Raw genomic sequence first — 17817 nt, 5'->3', positions numbered from 1 at the left:
TACCGCTACACCGAGTGGCGTGATTGGGAAACCAATAACATCGTCGCTTCGGAATTGTACGATCACGAAGTCGATCCACTTGAAATGGTCAACGTCGTAGCAGACCCCGCCAACGCAGACGCGATCAAAGCATCCCAGCGACTGTATCGCATGGGATTTGAGCCATCCGGCAGCGAATAAACAGGTAGGCAGGTGTCTTTTGAGTTTGTCAGCCTGAACGACTAAAACCTTGGGCTTGTTGGGATTTTTGGTTGCGCCGTTTTTCTGCACCTCTCCCGAACGCAGTTTGGGAGAGGTCGAGCAGAGCCTTCAGCGATGCTCGGGTGAGGGCGTCCGAGCAAGTTGAGTTCCACTTCACGCTAAGTTGCGCGGTCGGCCCTCACCCGAACGAGGCCTAAAGGGCCCGTTCGACCTCTCCCAAGCTAACGCTCGGGAGAGGTGACAGACAGGGTAGAGGTCGAGTAGAGCCTTCAGCGATGCTCGGGTGAGGGCGTCCGAGCAAGTTGAGTTCCACTGCACGCTAAGTTGCGCGGTCGGCCCTCACCCGAACGAGGCCTAAAGGGCCCGTTCGACCTCTCCCAGCTTCGCCGGGAGAGGTGACTCGCTACAGCTACCGCTGTCGCGGTGAAAGCGGGCATCATGACAGGCATTTGAAATAGACTTCTTCAGCATTCTCCTTCGTCGGTGGAGAGGTAACTGCAGATACATGCGAAATATCAATTTGGCAGTTCGAATGGACTGTTGCGTAAACAGCGGCACGCGGATTTCTTGGATTTTCCTCAATCCATAGACTTAGATTCCTGTCCTGCGACGCGGTAATTTCGTTTATGATTGAGATTCCCACCTGCCTCCTGCCGCTACATCCCACCCCCTCGCCATTCTATGAACGCCATTCGCTCGCTTGCGCTGTTCGTCGTCCTGACGGGCATCGGTCCTACGCTAGGCTTTTCGGCATCGCCGCTGACGTTCGAGAAAGATGTCCGGCCGATCTTGAAAGCACACTGCTTTCATTGCCACGGTGAGAGTGGGGTGAAAGAGGCGGAACTCGACGTGCGACTGCGGCACTGGATTGTCGCGGGCGGCGATTCAGGCGAAGCGATTGTGGTAGGCAACCCCGATGATTCGTTGCTATTAGAACGAGTCGCTTCGGGTGATATGCCGCCTGGTGACAAAAACCTATCGGACGGCGATATCGCGACGCTGCGTGAATGGATTCAGCAAGGAGCCAAAACCGCTCGCGACGAACCTGAATCGCTCGATGCAGGCGACTACATCACCGAAGAGGAACGAGCCTTCTGGTCGTTCCAACCGATATCCCATCCGAAAATTCCTGCGGTCGCTTCCTCACGCGTTGCCACGCCGATCGATGCGTTTGTTTTGCAGCGGCTCGAGTCGCAAGGCCTCGCTTTCTCGGAGACGGCGGACCGCTATACGCTGATTCGCCGAGCGACATTTGATCTATGGGGATTGCCGCCGGATCCCGAAAGCGTCGAAGCATTTGTTCATGACCCGAGTCCCAATGCCTACAAAAATCTGATCGACCGATTGTTAGCGTCGCCCCGTTATGGCGAACGTTGGGGTCGGCATTGGTTAGACGTCGCGGGCTATGCCGATTCCGACGGTTACACCAACACCGACGTCGAGCGAGAATTCGCCTATTTCTATCGCGACTACGTGATCGACAGTTTCAACGATGACAAACCGCTCGATCAATTCATCGTCGAACAGTTGGCCGGCGACGAGTTGGTGGATGATGCGGGCGGATCTGGCGATTTAACACCGCAGCGGATTGCCCAACTCGCAGCAACTGGTTTTCTAAGGACGGCGCCAGACGGGACGGCCGCGGGGGGAGCGGAACGGGACCTCGCCATCAACTCGACGATCGCGGACACCATCGACATTGTTTCGACATCACTGCTGGGACTGACGGTCGGTTGCGCCCGTTGCCATGACCATCGCTACGATCCGATCAGCCAAGCGGACTACCATCGTCTGCGAGCCATCTTCGAACCTGCACTGGATTGGAAGAAATGGAAAACTCCAATGCACCGACGGATCTCGCTCTATACCGAGGCGGATAAGCAAGCCCGTGCGGCAGTCGAAGCACGAGCCAAGGCAGCTACCGACGCACGCACGCGGCGGCAACAGGAACATCTCGACCGAACGTTGTACGAAGAACTGTTGGTCGTTCCCGATGACGTGCGAGAACCGTTAAAGGCGGCCTACCAAACCGAGAAGGCGAAACGCACCACGGAGCAAGTCGCGTTGCTGGAAGAGTATCCGAGCGTCGCCAGTATCTCGGCGGGATCACTGTACCTGTACTCACAACAACGAGCACGACGGGCCAACGATATCGAAAAGGAGGCTGCCGAACGCGAAGCCCGCTACGTCACCGAAGCACAACAAAAACTCGCCGCCGAATCCCCCGACGTGGTTGTCTCTGCGAAATCGCTCGAACAGCATCATCCCACTGGCTTTGCCGAAGTCCTGCGGTATCGCGAAGCCGCGGCGATTTGCCGAAAACTCGATTCGAAAAAAAAACTCGCCGACCTGCAGAGTGAAATCGCTGAAATCCGCAGCACCGCCCCCAAAGAAAAATTTCTGCGTGTGTTGACCGAACCCGTTAATCATACGCCCGAGTCCCACCTATTCATTCGTGGCGATCACAACCAACTCGGACAAATCGTCGAACCCGGTGAACTGACCGTCTTGCAATCGTTTACGCCGGTGGAGATCGTTGCAAATGATTCTGATCGTTCGACCACTGGGCGACGACTCGCCTACGCACGGCATCTAACCAGCGGCAAACATCCGCTGTTGGCTCGGGTGTTGATCAATCGCATTTGGCTACACCATTTTGGTCGCGGGATCGTCGATTCGCCTGGCGATTTTGGGCGTCTGGGCTCGGAACCGACGCATCCCGAATTACTCGATTGGCTTGCGGATGATTTGATGCGTAGCGGTTGGAAACTAAAACGGATGCACCGCATGATGATGTTATCGACCACCTACACCCAAGCATCACATCGCACTGAAAAGCTCGACCGCGTCGATCCCGACAATCGGTTGTATGCTCGGATGTCAATTCGGCGATTGGAGTCCGAAGCGATCCGCGACGCGATGATTGCCGCAACCGGTGTCATGACAAGCGAGATGCACGGTCCTCCGGTGCCCGTCAAAGAGGACGCAGTAGGGCAGATCGTGCTGGGCAAAGAAAAGCTTGATGGCGAACGCAAACCGACGGGTGAAGACAGCGATTTCGAAGGAGTATCTCGACGAAGTGTCTATGTTCAAGTTCGCCGCAGCCGTCCGTTGGCGGTCTTGGAAACCTTTGACATTGCGACGGTGTCCCCTAACTGCACCGAACGCAATTTTTCCAATGTCGCCCCTCAATCGTTGCTGCTGATGAACAGCCAATTTGCGATCGACCATGCCGAGCGACTCGCTGATCAAATGATTCGCGAGGACGACGATCCAGCGGAACAGATATCGCAGGCATGGAAACAATGCTTCGGCAGCTCGATCGAGAACACGGTGCTCGTTGAAATGATGGATTTCATCGAGAAGCAAACTGCCGCATTTCGAGCTCGAAACACAAAACTGACTCCTGGCGCCGCACACCGATTGGCGCTGGCGAGTGCCTGCCAAGCCATGTTTAGTACCAACGAGTTTTTATACGTCGATTAGGACCGTCGGAAGAACAACTGGCGGCGTCTTCCGTAGTGGACGAGCCAACGGAGTCCTTTTTGGCTCAGTGAAGCTGCGGGACTCGTAGCCTCGTCCACTACCGCCCGCCGTTTATTGTTCCGAACGTCCTTAGTTCCCCCCCAAGAATCCGTGTCTGCTGCTAGCGTTGGCTCGCGGCGGTGTGAAGCATGTTCTGGAAGTAGCGAAATTTGTCAAGAGTTTCGACCTGTTCGGCACTTCACGAAAGTCTCGACGACTTCCGCTACGCAAATTGAGCACAATTCGCTAACCGACTTCCCACAATAATGAAAATGCCATGACCTTCTACGACTCGCAAAGACGTTCGACACGGCGACACTTCCTGGCATCCTCGATGATGCGTGGCGGCCCACTCGCACTGGCCTGCATGATAGCCGAACATGCCAATGGCGAGCCCAAGAAACCGCAAATGGGAACGCATGGGTTTGATTTGAAACCCAAGACGCCACCGATTGCCCCTCGTGCCACGGCGATGATTTCGATGTTCATGCAGGGCGGACCGAGCCAGATCGATCTGCTGGACCCGAAACCGCTGCTCAACAAAATGCATCTGCAAAAGTTCCCGGGCAAAATCAAATACGACAACGCGGCTCAGGCGAGCTCAAAGATTTTTGGCTCGCCCTGGAAATTCAAAAAGTACGGTGAACATGGCACCGATGTTTCCGAGCTGCTGCCGCACTTTTCCACGATTACCGACGATGCGTTGGTGATTCGGTCAATGCAAACCGGCGTCAACAACCATGGGCAATCGATCCATGCGATGAACGGGGGACGGCCGCTGAAAGGGCGGCCCGCACTGGGCAGCTGGTTGACGTACGCCTTAGGTGCCGAGAGTCAAAGTTTGCCGGCCTACATTGCCATGACCGATCCACAAGGGTTGCCCGTCGAAGGCGTGCTGAACTGGTCCAACGGCTGGTTGCCGTCGCTGTTTCAAGGCACGGTGATCCGTCCGGTCGAGCCGCGAATTTTGAATTTGCAGCCTCCGCCGCATCTGGATGGTGAAATTCAGGAAAACTATTTGGCGATGTTGGCGTCACTGAACAAGCGACATGCTCAGCGGCGGGCGGGTGAACATGAATTGCAAGCGCGGATCGCCAATTATGAATTGGCCGAACGGATGCAGTTTGCCGCCGACGAAGCGACCGATCTCAGTCGTGAATCCAAAACGATGCATGAGATGTACGGAATCAATCAGCCTGAAACCAAAGAGTTTGGTGAGCGTTGTTTGATTGCTCGTCGCCTGATCGAGCGAGGCGTTCGCTTTGTGCAGCTGTTTACCAAAAACCAATACTGGGACCATCATGGCGCGATCGTTAAAGGGTTGCCCGCATCGTGCCGCAAAATCGACAAACCCGCGGCCGCGTTGGTAAAAGATCTAAAACAGCGAGGGCTACTAGACACCACCGTCGTGCATTGGGGGGGTGAAATGGGACGTTTGCCGGTGATCCAAAACGAGGCCAACATCGGTCGCGATCACAACACCGACGGTTTTTCAATGTGGGTCGCTGGCGGTGGTTTCCGAGCCGGTATCTACGGAGCGACTGACGAATTTGGACATCACGCGGTCGCCGATACTGTCAACCATTTTGACTATCACGCCACGTTGTTACATCTGTTCGGAATCGATGCCGAGCATCTGACCTACGAACAAAATGGCCGCGAGCAAACGCTGATCGACGGACAACCCGCCAAAGTCATCGAAGGATTGCTAGCGTGACGCGGGCTCCAAGGCCCTTGCCCAACGCCGTGAACGATTTTTGGTAGCTACCTTCGCCAGAAGGTGGTGATTTGCATCATCGCGCCAACAATCCACGCTCTGGCGAGCGTAGCTACCTTCGCCAGAAGGTGGTAATTTGCATCATCGCGCCAACAATCCACGCTCTGGCGAGCGTAGCTACGAAACGCAAATGCCGTATTTTTCAGCCTAGTCAACGTTCACGGCGTTCAGCAGGAGCTTGTGAACGAGAGTTTTTTTCCGGTTTTAACGGATCATGCTGACTTTTTCGCCGAAAAATAGGAAGGAGGACTGCAGAACGCGATCTCGAGCGGCGGACGGGATCGGTGCGGCATGTCTGGCGCGTTACGATCCGGCGCCCCACCACATGCAGACCAATCCGGTGATCTGCTGTTTTCGACACGGGTTCTTGGAAATCATTGCAATGCGGCGTAAGCACGGCCATTTTGCAAATCGCGGTCGCCGCTGGCCGAGCGTCCTGCTCGCCCTCGTCGCTCTATGGACTTACGCATCGCCTGCCCAGTCACAGCAAGTTGCACTGACACCGCCAGTGCCCGCTGGCGATGCCGTTGACCCGCCGCTTTCGGACGCGATGCGCCGGATCGAACAGCTTGAGCAAACGGTGTTCGAGCTTCAGCAACGCCAACCGACAGGAATGATCGAAGAAGACGCTTCGATTTGTTTTGAGGCACCGGTAACCGAGCATCCCTCTCACTATCCGATCTACGATACCGGATGGACGTTGCGACCCTATGATGCCGAGAAGACTCCGTTTGAATTGACAATTGGTTTGCACAACCAGTTCCGCTACACCGGATTCAGCCGAGATGAGGCCAGCGATGTTGACGCAGCAGGTAACGTTCGCTCCATCCCCAACCGTAACGACTTTGATGTCAACCGCGGTCGCTTGGTTTTTTCAGGTTACGCACTCGACAAAGATCTCGGTTTCTACGCCAACATCGATTACAGCACCGTGGCTTCGAATTCCATTCAGCCGTTGTTGACTTGGATTTCATTTCGTCAAAGTGACGCGTTGACACTTTATATGGGGCTGGGCAAAGTTCCTGGCACCTGGGAGTGGCAGCAGACGTCACGCTACACGCTGGGGGCCGACCGAACGCTTGCGACCACGTTTTTCCGACCTTCGATCAGTGCCGGAGTGTGGGGAATCGGTAAGCTGGCAGATACACTTTCTTACACCGTTTACGTCGGCAATGGTCTAAACACATTGTCGCTGCAATCATCTGACCTGGATACGAACTTTGTCTATTCCGCACTGGCATCGTGGGAACCGCTTGGTGATTTCGGTGTCGGTTTCTCGGACCAAGAACACCACCAAGACTTAGCCATCCGCATCGGTCACGGTTTAACGCAAACTCGAAACGACAGCACTTCGAGCGATCAATCGGGAGCCGAACAAACGGTGGTGCGATTGAGCGACGGCACACGTCTGGTTGAGCCCAATGCACTCGCTTCGGGAGTCACCGTCAACGCCTTTGACGTGTGGCTGTACACGGTCCACCTCGGGCTCAAGAAGCAAGGTTACAGCTTCAGCAGCGAGGTGTTTATGCGATGGCTGCGAAACATCGAAGGGACTGGCGGAACGCAGTTAGAGTCGCTGTTTGATAACGGTTTCTATGTCCAAGGCGGGGCGTTTATGATTCCCAAGAAACTGGAATTATTTGCCCGCGGCTCCGCCGTCACCGGAAACTTCGGTACCGGCAGCGAAGTGGCGGCCGGATTGAATTGGCATCTCTTTGAACAGCGATCCGCCCGACTGACTCTCGACCTGACCGACATCCGCGACTCACCCGCCGAACAATCTCGCACGGGCTATGTCGCAGGCGAAAGTGGCACTCTGGTCCGCATGCAGCTTTGGACCTTCTTTTAACATTGTCGTTGATCGCTCCGCGATCAAAACGTTGGATCGCAGGGTACGTGTGATTCTTTTACTGAGGTAGCGCAACTCGAGAACGGCATAATGATTTAATCGATCTTCGAAAATTGATGTTAGCGCCCAAACGCAACGCTGTGAAGCATTTTCTCGTAGCTACCTTCGCCAGAAGGTGGTGATTCGTATTGGCCGGCAACCATCCACTACGGAACTCAAATGCCGTATTTTGTCGTCTCTAGATGCTTCACAGCGTTGGCCCACGCGGCTAACTAAATCAACAGGCCGTTGACGACTTCCGCTACGACCCAGTGCGTCCCACGCGATCGACAATACTCTGGTTCGGACGTTTTTTCCCGACGGAGCAGAACCCGAAGAACCGCCATTTTTACGCAGTTTTTCGCTTGACTTCACTTGTAGTCAGCGATAACTTGACGACAGATGTAGTCCAATGCGTTTTTCGTCGGGATGCTGTGTATGACCCAACCGCCCTCCAAGGGACGCGCTCCAACACTCGGGCGTGTCGAGCTTGAAATCCTGCAGTTTATCGATGTGAATCATCCCGTCACGGTGCGTGAAGTGGCAACGTATTGGTTTGAAAAAACGGGCCAGGCGAGGACGACCGTGCTGACGGTGATGGACCGATTGAAGCAGAAGGGGTTCCTGACTCGCAAAAAAATCAGCAACGTCTATCACTACAGCCCCAAGCGATCGGGATCGTCGGTCTTGCAACATTTGGTCTCGGACTTTGTCCAAGGAGTTCTCGGCGGATCCGTTGCTCCGTTTGTTGCCTACCTGAATGACGCCAAGTCGATCGCTCCCGACGAGTTAGCTCAATTGAAGCAAATCGTTAACGAGTTGGAAGCCAGTGCAAAGGCCAACGCGAAGGAGCCATCATGAACGATTGGCTGCCGGTTTGGTCCGATGCGATGCAGCGAACTCTGTTGCCGATGACCATTGCAGTCGTTGTGTTGTGGTGCATCGAATCGTTGACAACGTGGCTGACGCCAAAGCATCGTTCCTGGCTGTGGCGGTTGACATTTATCAAGTGCCTTTTCGTTTTCTGTTTGCCAATTGCCTTGCCGCTACCCGGCATTGTGGGCAATTCGTTGCACTTCGTATCATTTCCAGCCGTGATCCAGGCAGCGCCACTCGAAGCGGTCACTCCGTCGCCGGATCGTTTGACCAGCAACACTGGCACCGAAACGTCGCCACAGTTCAGGACCGTCGCTCAATTCGCTTCATCACAAGAGACAACAACTGCGACACCGGCGTTTTTCCCCTTTGCCAATGCGACTTTGTGGCTCGTTCTGCTTTGGGCGACAGCTCTCGTCTTCCAACTGGTTCTTTTGCTTCATCATCATGCCGCACTACGAACGCAGTTGCGTCGTGGAAGAGTGAGTGATATTCCGAAATCGCTGCGAACGATCTATCGTGAAACCGCGGATCGAATGGGAGTTCGGCATCCACCGGTGTTGCAGCTCAACGATCGATTTACCAGTCCGGCACTCGTGTTCAGCGGACGCGTATTACTGGTGCTGCCTGCGGATTTACAGCAGCGACATGGTGACGAAGCTTGCCGCGCTGCGATCGCTCACGAACTCGCCCACCACCGTCGATCGGACCTGCACTGGAATGCCCTGGTCACGTTGGTCTGTGCCGTCTTGTTTCTCTTCCCTCCGCTATGGCTAGCCCGTCGGCGGTACCGAATTGCGGTCGAATCCGCGTGCGATTGGGACGCCATTGGTTACGCTCGCGTTGACCTAGCCACCTACGCTCGATTGCTGATCGAACTGTTGGAACCGCCCTCTCGCACATCCCCATCCCCGGCCATCATGTCGATGGCCGGCAGTGAACCATTTCGCTCCCTCTCGGAAAGGCTAAAAACTATGAAACGCTTTGACGGTTCGTCGCGTCGTACTCGTGTCATTCACACCGCGGTTTCGCTGCTGATGTTGTGCGTCCTGATCCCCTGGACTCATGCCGATGACAAGTACAAGGCTGATGACAAGTACAAGACAGACACACAAACATCGTCGGCCACGGTCACCAGCTCGTCATCCACGCAAAGCTCGGGTAATGGCGAGACGCGAAGCACCAGCACCGTGACGGGAACGGCCAACGGAAACGCATCGGGGGCGGGCGCTGCCAATGGGAAAGCCACTTCGCTTAAAATGCGGAATGGCAAAGAGGTAAAGTCGAACCAAGCCTCCAGCTCGGCGGCTGCAGATGTCGCTGGCCAGAAAAAGCCAGCTAATCAATACGGCAACCGCGATTCGAAAATCACGACATCCAATCAAGCGTCATCGACGTCCAGCATCCAAATCAACGACATCAAAATCTCTCGATCGGTCCACTCTGAAAACGGCGTCACGTCGACGAAGATGGATGTGATCGACAAGACCAATAAGATTGCCGTTCGCGAGAGCAGTGACGAGGGCATCGAAGTACGTGTGCGTGACCGCGAAAAAAATCCCGATGGCAGCATTAATGAAAAGGTTTACACCGCGAAGTCGTGGGACGAGCTACAACAGCAAGCTCCAGACCTCGTTCGAAAGATCAAACGGTACGAGAAAATGGCGGGCAACGTGACCGTGTCTACAGACGTTCGCGATGGCATAGCAACAGCATCTTCCATCGCCGACGCCTTCTCGCCCAACGTCGATGTTGTCCAGCTTGACGCCAAGGAAATGATGAAGGCTCAACTGCGTGAAATGCTCGATCAGCATCCCGATAATCCCGAGATGCAAAAAATGATCCGGAAAACGCTCGATAGCCTTGATAAAGACTAGCGCCGGCAATCTTTGAAGTAGCGAAAGTCGCGAAGACTTTCGTCGATCCAAGGACGGCCGAAACTCTTGGCGAGTTTCGCTACGAGAAAAGGCATGTTGGAACCGAAACTCTACGCGAGTTTCGCTACGAGAAGGGGGATGGTGGAACCGAAACTCTGCGCGAGTTTCGCTACGGGCGAGGCTCACTTCACGGTGCGGGTGGCGGCTGGACATCACCTATCTTGGCTGGAATTCACTGAGCCGGATCGATGTCTTGATCTGCGGTTTGCCGGCGATATCGAGAATGTCGATCGTTACCTCAGGATCGACCGCGTTCCAATCGATCGAGATCACTCCAAAGTTTTCCTCGTGATAGGTTTGCTCGACGGCGCGAAATTGGTTGCGTGTCGGTGTTCCTCGCGGATGCTTCTGGTTCAAACTGCTCGAAGTGGCATCGATCAACGGATAAGCCACATCGTCGCTGGCAACGGACACCTCGGCCCAATGTCGGTCTCCACTGACGATCACCACGCCACCTGCATCGGTACTTTTTACCAGATCGAATAGTCGCTGCCGTTCGTGCGGCAAATTGGCCCATGTTTCTTGACCTGCGGCCTCTGCGACCACCTGGATTCCTGATGCGATCACCCGTACCTCCGCAGGCAATCGAAGCTGCTGCTCGAGCCACCGCCATTGAGCTTCCCCCAACATCGTTTTCTCAGGATCTTCGTCCCGCAAATACGGGCCACCAACCTGCCGCGGCCCCGTCTTTAGCGGCGAACGAAAGTAGCGGGTGTCGAGCATGATTACTTGGATGCGTTTTCCCGATGGCCCGAATAACTTGGCGTCATAAACTCCCGCTTGTTGACGTTTGGGTGAGTCGGCCGAAACGCCCCAGAAATCCAGAAATGCTTGTTGAGCCGCGTCGCGTTCGGGGTAAGACGCACCGCCATCGTTCAGGCCATAATCATGATCATCCCAAGTCGCCATGACCGGACAACACGATCGCAACGCTTGAAATCCTTTATTTTCAGCCAGTACGCCGTACTTTGCCCGCATCACGTTGATGTCCGATGTGTCTGCGTAAATATTGTCACCGAGGAACAACAACAATTGCGGCTCGGCTCGCAACATGATCGGAAAAATGGGTGTCGGACGATCCTGCCTGATACAAGACCCAAACACCACCCGCGAAATCACCGACTCGGATGTGGAGTCGTCAGTCGGTTCCGCCGTCGATGCAACAATTGGGATCAGCATGAACAAGATGGCGAACAGGGGAATCCGCAGTGGTCGCAACATTGAAAACCTATCGGGGCAGGTGGGAAGATTTTTTTGGAGGGATCAGCCAGGGGCATCAGTATAATCGTCCGGCACGAGCCACGTGAAAGCCGCCAGGCGATGGTAATTTTTCCGGCTTTTGGGTTCTTCGGCTCTGTCCACTGCCGTAAACGATTATCGTGTAGCCACCTTTCGCCGGAAGGTGGTGATTCGCGCGGGATACCAACAATCCACGCTCTGGCGAGCGTCGTTACAAAACACAAATGACGAACGCGATAGGCGTGTCGTCGTTGTTCACTTTTCCTTTGGCAATTGATCCATGACAAACAAACTCGACGATATCGCTGAGCGAATTGGCAGGACGATCAATGAGCTTGACATTGATTTCAGCAACTTCACTCTGTTGGGTTGGATGGTCAGTCTGATGTCGCTAGGCATTGGTGGCGGTGCTGCCTACGCCGCTTGCTATCCGCTGGTGCAGCGCAATGGCTGGGACAAAGCTGCCGGATTAGTGTTTTGCTTTACCATGATCGCGGTCACTACCGGATCCTTCCTGATGCTGCGATGGATGTTCCAGCACGTAGGAATGTCAATCACGAAACACGAATTGAGAGAACAGGACGGTATTGACGAATGCGATCGCGGCTAAGGGCAACGCTGTCAAGCATTTCGTAGCGGAACTCGTCAAGAGTTTCGGGGAGTATACACAATGAAACGAAAGTCTTGACGACTTCCGCTACGCTAATTTAGCACAAAGTCTATAAGAAAAGATGCTTCACCGCGTTCGGCTTAGGAGCATCGGATCCATTGATGTCGTGGTTCATCCCGCGATTCATCGTTCTGATCGCGGAGCGATCAACGACTATCCATCGATTGTTCGAGCACCCGCATTACGTTCCCACCAATGACTTTACGAATCACTTCGTCACTGTGGCCACGCTGGACAAGTCCCACCGTGTACAGTGGCCAATTCGTCCACGCGATGCTCTCGTTCATTACCGCGGTCGTTTTGAAATTATCTTTCGGCCACAGCATTCGGAATTCTTCGCGTTGACGTGATCGCTTGGGAACTTTTGCCTGCTCGGCGGCGGAGGCTTGCGATGTGTAGGAAACATCGGTTCCAATTGCGACCGCGTCGGGGCCAAACTTTTGGATCACGTAATCGATGTGGTCCAACAAGGCGTTGATGTTCCCGTCACCACCAAGGTAGCGTGGGATGCAGCAGATCCCGATGTAGCCGCCCGAATCCACAATCGCCTTGATCACATTGTCCGGTTTGCTGCGAAAATGCGAATAGAGCGTTTCGCATGTTGAATGGCTTGCCACCACGGGACGTGACGACGACTTCGCCGCTTCGAGACTCGTTTGCCATCCACTATGAGCACAATCGGGAATCACCCCCACGCGATTCATCTCCGCGATCGCACGATGCCCGAAATCGCTTAGCCCCGCATTACTCGTTTCACCACAACCATCGCCAATCATGTTGCGACGCTGGTAGGTCAAATGCATCATCCGAATCCCCAGCTGGTGGAAGATACGGACGTAACGCAGCTCGTCTTCGACCGACAACCACTGCTGTGCTAACGGAACGCCGTTGCCGGTGAAATAGTAACAATGCCGTCCTTCCCGTTTCGCCGTGGTGACGTCGCTAGGCACCGCCGCCTTAGACACGAACCCTCGCATCAGATCGGTCGCGTAAGTGTGACGCGCCAATCGCTTGATCAGTCGTAGCGGATCCTGGCCTTCCTCGCCCGCATTGTTGAACACGCAAGTCACTCCGGACGCCCGCCATGCGTCGCGGAATTCTTGTTGCTCCAGCGGATCGGTCACGAACCGCGTCATCGTCATCTCTTCACGCAAATCCTTCAATTCCTCCGCTGACGCTCCCGCTTCCGCCTGAGCCGCAAATTTCGCTCCGTCGATTGCCGCACGCGGACCAAAGCCATACGCATCAAACACAATCGATTCAGCATGCAATTTTAATCCACGCTCGAGTTCGGCCGTCGACGGTTTCAACAGTCCCAGTGCCACTTCACGCGACTTGTCGATTTTGGGATTCAACCGCGTCGTCAAGTCGCTTACGGGATCACGCGTTACCGATTCCGCTGCACCCACTAACCGGGAAGAGGCCGTGAGTGCCGCTGTTCCGGCAAGCGACCCCATAAACTGACGTCGATCAAACATCGCGAATAACCTGCGGGGGGAAAGTGAGGCGTGAGGAGTGAGGAGTGAGGAGTGAGGAGTGAGGAGTGAGGAGGGGCGAGGGGCGAGGGGCACTGCGGTGGCTGGACTACGGATTCGTTCGGAAGGGAGTTGCCGGTAAACCCGCTCCGTTGAACAAATTCGTTTTAGGGTCGTTGGTCCAGGCATAACGGACTGCGGTCGGTTGATCGACCATTTTGCTCGAAACAACGACGCGGTCGCCGTCGATCTCAGCTACGGCGGGGTGCCAAGTTTCGCCGTCGGCGGTGATTTCGAATCCGACCAGCGGTCCGCCGCTCGACTCGAGTCCTTCGGCATGTTTGAAGCGAACGACGATCTTATCACCCTGGATCTCATGGCCATCGGGCAGCGGGCCTGAGACGGCCGCGACCTCTGCTTCATAAACCGTACCGAGTGCCCACAGCGCGAGTCGTCGTCCGACTTCTTGCTTGTTTTTGGGATGAATGTCTTTTGTGTCACCGATGTCGATATTGATTCCCATCCCCGTTTTAGGAACCGACAACGTCTTCAGCATCGCCTCGCGAACGGTCGGCCAATCACGCCCGTTGCCGGAGTAATTTGGCAACTGGGCCCAAGCGAACGGAAAATCATAGCCCCACCGTTTCCGCCAATCTTGAATCAGCAAGGGCAATTGATACTGATAATACTTTGCCTTTTCAGGGGTTGAGTTCGCTTCGCCTTGATACCAAATCGCACCGCGAATCGCATACGGAATCAGCGGAGCAATTTTGCCGTTAAACAGACCACCCACGTTGCCTTTGCGAGATTGCGCGGCAACAGGATCACGAGGTTTTCGGGGAAGCGGCTTTCCTTCGGCTTTTGCCTTTTTCGCGGCGGCTTGATAACGCTCAAGCGCCCGTTCGTAATTCGCTTTTAGAGTCTCCAAATCCACTGGCTTTCGTCCTTGCGATGCGGCAAAGAACGGTTGCAAATCTTTGTTGGCACGCTGGGCGTCAGCATCAATCCAAGCTTCGATCGGTGTACCACCGACTGAGGAATTGATTAAACCGACGGGTACATCCGCTTCGGAGTGAATTTCACGACCAAAGAAAAACAGCGTTGCAGAGAAACCGCCCACGGTATCCGCCGAACAAACTTGCCATCCCCCGTTGCCTTCTTTTGCCGGCGTGGGAGAGCTGCCGGAGGTCTCTTTGAACATCCGAATGGATGGAAGGTCCGCTTTCTTCTGTTCCCCTGCAAAGTCATTCGCTCGATTGACCGTCATCGCCATATTCGATTGGCCCGACCCTAGCCACACTTCGCCCACCAAGACATCGTTGATCGTGATCTCGTTCTTCCCAGCGACCTTCATTGTGGTCGGTTTGCCCGGTTTCAGCGAATCGAGCTTCAGCGACCAACTTCCGTCTTCGCCCGCGTTCACCGTTTTCGTTTGGCCGCCGATCTCCACACGCACTTCCTCACCCGGTTCGGCCCACCCCCAAACGGGAACTTTCGTATCTTGCTGCAAAACCATATGGTCTGAAAAAATCGCGGGCAGCGAGACATCCGCGTAGACGAGCGAAAGTGGAAGCATCGAAAATGCGAGCACCAGCCCGAGATGTGTTCGTCGAATCATGTCAGTTTCATTCCAATGGGGAAGTAGATCGATGGGGTCTATAGAATACAGAACGCCGTGACGATTTTCAGGCGTCGTGCGTCGATCGGCAAAACAATTTTGTCGAGCGAAGTTTGATTCCGTATCGCTGTGAGCAGCAGGCCGCAGCGAACTCCACTATACTTTAACGCCATCCGCAATGCCGTGGGGCGACATGCCCGGCGTGCATGTTCCACTGCACCAAAATTGGCTAGCCCCCCTCCAACCTCCCTCCTCCTTCGCTTCCTACCACGAAAGAAAATCCCGATGCGTCCACTCTCGATCGGCGTCTGCCGCAATCTTTTCCTCCTCGCCTGTGTCCCGCTGTCTTTACTTGGAGGAGTCGCTGTCGCAGCCGACGCATTCTCTCTGAGTGTGGCTACCGACCACGATGATGCTCTCTACAACGTCGGCGACGAGGCCGCCTTCGTTGTCACATTGGAAAAGGACGGTCAAAGACTCGAACAAGGCTCGGTGAGTTACGTCGTCGATGATTTTTTGAAAAGCGGAAGAGCAGCTGGATTGCCCGAAGGCGAGCTATCACTCGGCGACTCACCCGCTCGTGTTGTGGTGAAGGGTGCGAAGCCTGGATTTTTGCGTTGCACTGTGACTTACAAACCGAACGAAGGAAAATCGATCACGGCCGCGGTGGGAGCAGGATTTTCGGTGCTTCAGATTGAGCCAAGCATGCCTGTGCCGGACGATTTTGACGCTTATTGGGACGAGCAAAAACGGCTGCTTGCTGAGATTCCGGCCGATGCGACCCTAACTGCGGTCGAGCACAACGATGAATCGATTGAGTGCTTTGACGTTCAAGTGCCATGTCTGGGCGGGGCCCCGGTGTCGGGATACTTTGCCAAACCGAAACAGTCCAAGTCGAAAAGTTTACCAGCGATTCTGTGGGTGCACGGCGCTGGCGTCCGCAGCTCGAGTTTAGGAAACGCGGTTAAGGGCGCGAAAGCAAACATGCTATCGATGGACATCAACGCTCATGGCATTCCCAACGGAAAGCCCGACGCGTTTTACGCCGAAATGAGTGGCGGGCCGCTGAAGAGCTATCGCTATGACGGACGCGAGGATCGCGACACCAGTTATTTTCGTGGCATGTATTTGCGTCTGGTGCGTGCGATCGATTTCCTAACATCGCAACCACAATGGAACGGTCGTGATGTGGTCGTGATCGGACACAGCCAAGGTGGCGGACAATCGCTTGTCGCCGGTGGATTGGACTCACGCGTAACGATGATTGCTCCGGGCGTTCCTGCAATTTGTGATCACACCGGCGTCGTCGTAGGACGAGTCAACGGTTGGCCCAAGTTGGTTCCCAACACCGAAGATGGCAAACCCGACGCAAAGGTATTGGAAGCATCGCGGTACGTGGACGCTGTGAACTTTGCTTCGCGCTGTCGCGCCGCCGCGATCATGAGCGTGGGCTTCATTGATGGGGTATGTCCGCCATCAAGCTGTTACGCCGCCTACAACGCATTGCAAGGCGAGAAGCAAATGATCAATCAACCGGACATGGGGCACGCAGCGCCATCGCATATCCAGAAGGCCTTCTTTGATCAAGTGCTCGCGCACGTCAATCAAACCGTGACGGCGTCGGCGAAGTAAATACGGTTTGCATTTATGAGGCGCGGCTCAAGTCTGGGCTGCTAAAAGTTTGATGTTGACAATTGGATTTAAAGCACTGGTTTTTCTTCCGGCTTCATCCTTCAGGCACCTCTCCCCAAACGAAGTCGGGTGAGGGGGCGACCGCGCAAGTCGAATCCACTGCACGCCATGTTGCGCGGTCGGCCCTCACCCGAACGAGGCCTGAAGGGCCCGTTCGACCTCTCCCAGCTTCGCCGGGAGAGGTGACTCGCTACAGCGACCCTGTCGCGGTGAGAGCGGGCATCATGACAGCACCACGGCCTAGTCTGACGTTAACTCGCCGGGATTGGGATCACCCAGGCGATCGTGGATGTATAGCATCTGAATCAGCACCATCAGCACGACCACAAGCGGGGCGGCCATCATGATTCCGATCACTCCCACAATGATGCCCATCCATAGTTGAGCGGCGATCGTCAAAATCGGAGGCAGGGTTACCTCGTGTCGCTGGATCATTGGCGTGATCAGATAGCTTTCGATACCTTGCAGAGCGAGATTGAAAACAATCACATAGATTGCGGTTTCGGTCCCCACATTCAACGCCAATAGAACTTGAGGGACCGCTGCCATCAACGGGCCGATATTGGGGATAAACGTCAACAGTGCGGCGACAACGCCCAACGTGATCGGTAGCGGAACATCCAAAAACCACAACCCGATTGCGGTCAGAATACCGACGAGCGTCATGGACATCACGCGGCCGACGATCCATCGTCCCAGTGCGTCCCGCAATTGCTGCAACACATCCGAAACACGGCCGCGTCGCTCTTTCGGAAACAGCTTGGTCAATCCGTTGCAATAAAGTCGGGGTTCATAGGCGGCATACGCTCCTACGAAAAAGATCACGATCGCTCCGGTCATTGCCCAGCCGACTGATCGCAAACCGCCCACTAAACTCGACACCGCCGAATCCCCTTGCTGGCTCATCATCGACTGTACT

11 protein-coding genes and 1 pseudogene are annotated in these 17817 nt (G+C 55.0%); 8 read left to right on the top strand and 4 right to left on the bottom strand.

Annotated elements, in window-relative coordinates; genetic code table 11:
- The 6 genes and pseudogenes from ABX962_RS10075 to ABX962_RS10050 all read left to right on the top strand — a co-directional run.
- Window positions 1–180: pseudogene (locus ABX962_RS10075) on the top strand (iduronate sulfatase); the annotation flags it as partial.
- A 702-nt stretch (window positions 181–882) separates the two neighbouring features.
- Window positions 883–3687 (top strand): PSD1 and planctomycete cytochrome C domain-containing protein, encoded by a 2805-nt coding sequence (locus ABX962_RS10070; RefSeq protein ID WP_372718985.1) that lies wholly within the window; start codon window positions 883–885, stop codon window positions 3685–3687.
- A 316-nt stretch (window positions 3688–4003) separates the two neighbouring features.
- On the top strand, window positions 4004–5443 hold the full coding sequence (locus ABX962_RS10065; RefSeq protein ID WP_372718984.1) for a DUF1501 domain-containing protein: 1440 nt from the start codon (window positions 4004–4006) through the stop codon (window positions 5441–5443).
- A 442-nt stretch (window positions 5444–5885) separates the two neighbouring features.
- Entirely contained in the window at window positions 5886–7352 is a 1467-nt protein-coding gene (locus ABX962_RS10060; RefSeq protein WP_372718982.1) for a porin, read from the top strand.
- A 477-nt stretch (window positions 7353–7829) separates the two neighbouring features.
- Entirely contained in the window at window positions 7830–8252 is a 423-nt protein-coding gene (locus tag ABX962_RS10055) for a BlaI/MecI/CopY family transcriptional regulator (protein ID WP_372718980.1), read from the top strand.
- On the top strand, window positions 8249–10144 hold the full coding sequence (locus ABX962_RS10050; protein WP_372718978.1) for a M56 family metallopeptidase: 1896 nt from the start codon (window positions 8249–8251) through the stop codon (window positions 10142–10144). Before ABX962_RS10055 ends, ABX962_RS10050 begins: the two co-directional genes overlap by 4 nt.
- Before the next feature lie 216 nt (window positions 10145–10360).
- On the opposite strand, the gene ABX962_RS10045 is transcribed toward ABX962_RS10050, so the two are convergent.
- Window positions 10361–11425, bottom strand: a complete 1065-nt coding sequence (locus ABX962_RS10045; protein ID WP_372718976.1) for an alkaline phosphatase D family protein — start codon at window positions 11423–11425, stop codon at window positions 10361–10363.
- A 298-nt stretch (window positions 11426–11723) separates the two neighbouring features.
- Here ABX962_RS10045 and ABX962_RS10040 point away from each other — a divergent pair, with 298 nt between their 5' ends.
- Window positions 11724–12053: a hypothetical protein gene (locus ABX962_RS10040; RefSeq protein ID WP_372718974.1), complete on the top strand. Its 330-nt coding sequence runs from the start codon at window positions 11724–11726 to the stop codon at window positions 12051–12053.
- 206 nt (window positions 12054–12259) lie between these two features.
- On the opposite strand, the gene ABX962_RS10035 is transcribed toward ABX962_RS10040, so the two are convergent.
- Window positions 12260–13591 carry a dipeptidase gene (locus ABX962_RS10035; RefSeq protein WP_372718972.1) on the bottom strand — a complete coding sequence of 444 codons (1332 nt, stop codon included), beginning with the start codon at window positions 13589–13591 and terminating at the stop codon, window positions 12260–12262.
- A gap of 106 nt (window positions 13592–13697) precedes the next feature.
- Window positions 13698–15206 (bottom strand): sialate O-acetylesterase, encoded by a 1509-nt coding sequence (locus ABX962_RS10030; RefSeq protein ID WP_372718970.1) that lies wholly within the window; start codon window positions 15204–15206, stop codon window positions 13698–13700.
- A gap of 285 nt (window positions 15207–15491) precedes the next feature.
- Here ABX962_RS10030 and ABX962_RS10025 point away from each other — a divergent pair, with 285 nt between their 5' ends.
- Window positions 15492–16838 carry an acetylxylan esterase gene (locus tag ABX962_RS10025; protein WP_372718968.1) on the top strand — a complete coding sequence of 449 codons (1347 nt, stop codon included), beginning with the start codon at window positions 15492–15494 and terminating at the stop codon, window positions 16836–16838.
- Window positions 16839–17138: 300 nt separating this feature from the next.
- Here ABX962_RS10025 and ABX962_RS10020 read toward each other — a convergent pair.
- Window positions 17139–17817, bottom strand: a 679-nt coding sequence (locus ABX962_RS10020; protein WP_372718966.1) for an AI-2E family transporter, incomplete at its 5' end; no start/stop codon positions are given.

The organism is Novipirellula sp. (genome assembly GCF_041583735.1).
Taxonomy (GTDB): Bacteria; Planctomycetota; Planctomycetia; order Pirellulales; family Pirellulaceae; genus Novipirellula.
Note: the sequence above shows the minus strand (reverse complement) of the source record. Positions and strands in the feature narration are given on the sequence as shown.

Excerpts from the sequence above, each read along its gene's own strand:
- ABX962_RS10070 (WP_372718985.1), top strand. The coding sequence starts at position 883 with ATGAACGCCATTCGCTCGCTTGCGCTGTTCGTCGTCCTGACGGGCATC.
- ABX962_RS10065 (WP_372718984.1), top strand. The coding sequence starts at position 4,004 with ATGACCTTCTACGACTCGCAAAGACGTTCGACACGGCGACACTTCCTG.
- ABX962_RS10060 (WP_372718982.1), top strand. The coding sequence starts at position 5,886 with ATGCGGCGTAAGCACGGCCATTTTGCAAATCGCGGTCGCCGCTGGCCG.
- ABX962_RS10055 (WP_372718980.1), top strand. The coding sequence starts at position 7,830 with ATGACCCAACCGCCCTCCAAGGGACGCGCTCCAACACTCGGGCGTGTC.
- ABX962_RS10050 (WP_372718978.1), top strand. The coding sequence starts at position 8,249 with ATGAACGATTGGCTGCCGGTTTGGTCCGATGCGATGCAGCGAACTCTG.
- ABX962_RS10045 (WP_372718976.1), bottom strand. The coding sequence starts at position 11,425 with ATGTTGCGACCACTGCGGATTCCCCTGTTCGCCATCTTGTTCATGCTG.
- ABX962_RS10040 (WP_372718974.1), top strand. The coding sequence starts at position 11,724 with ATGACAAACAAACTCGACGATATCGCTGAGCGAATTGGCAGGACGATC.
- ABX962_RS10035 (WP_372718972.1), bottom strand. The coding sequence starts at position 13,591 with ATGTTTGATCGACGTCAGTTTATGGGGTCGCTTGCCGGAACAGCGGCA.
- ABX962_RS10030 (WP_372718970.1), bottom strand. The coding sequence starts at position 15,206 with ATGATTCGACGAACACATCTCGGGCTGGTGCTCGCATTTTCGATGCTT.
- ABX962_RS10025 (WP_372718968.1), top strand. The coding sequence starts at position 15,492 with ATGCGTCCACTCTCGATCGGCGTCTGCCGCAATCTTTTCCTCCTCGCC.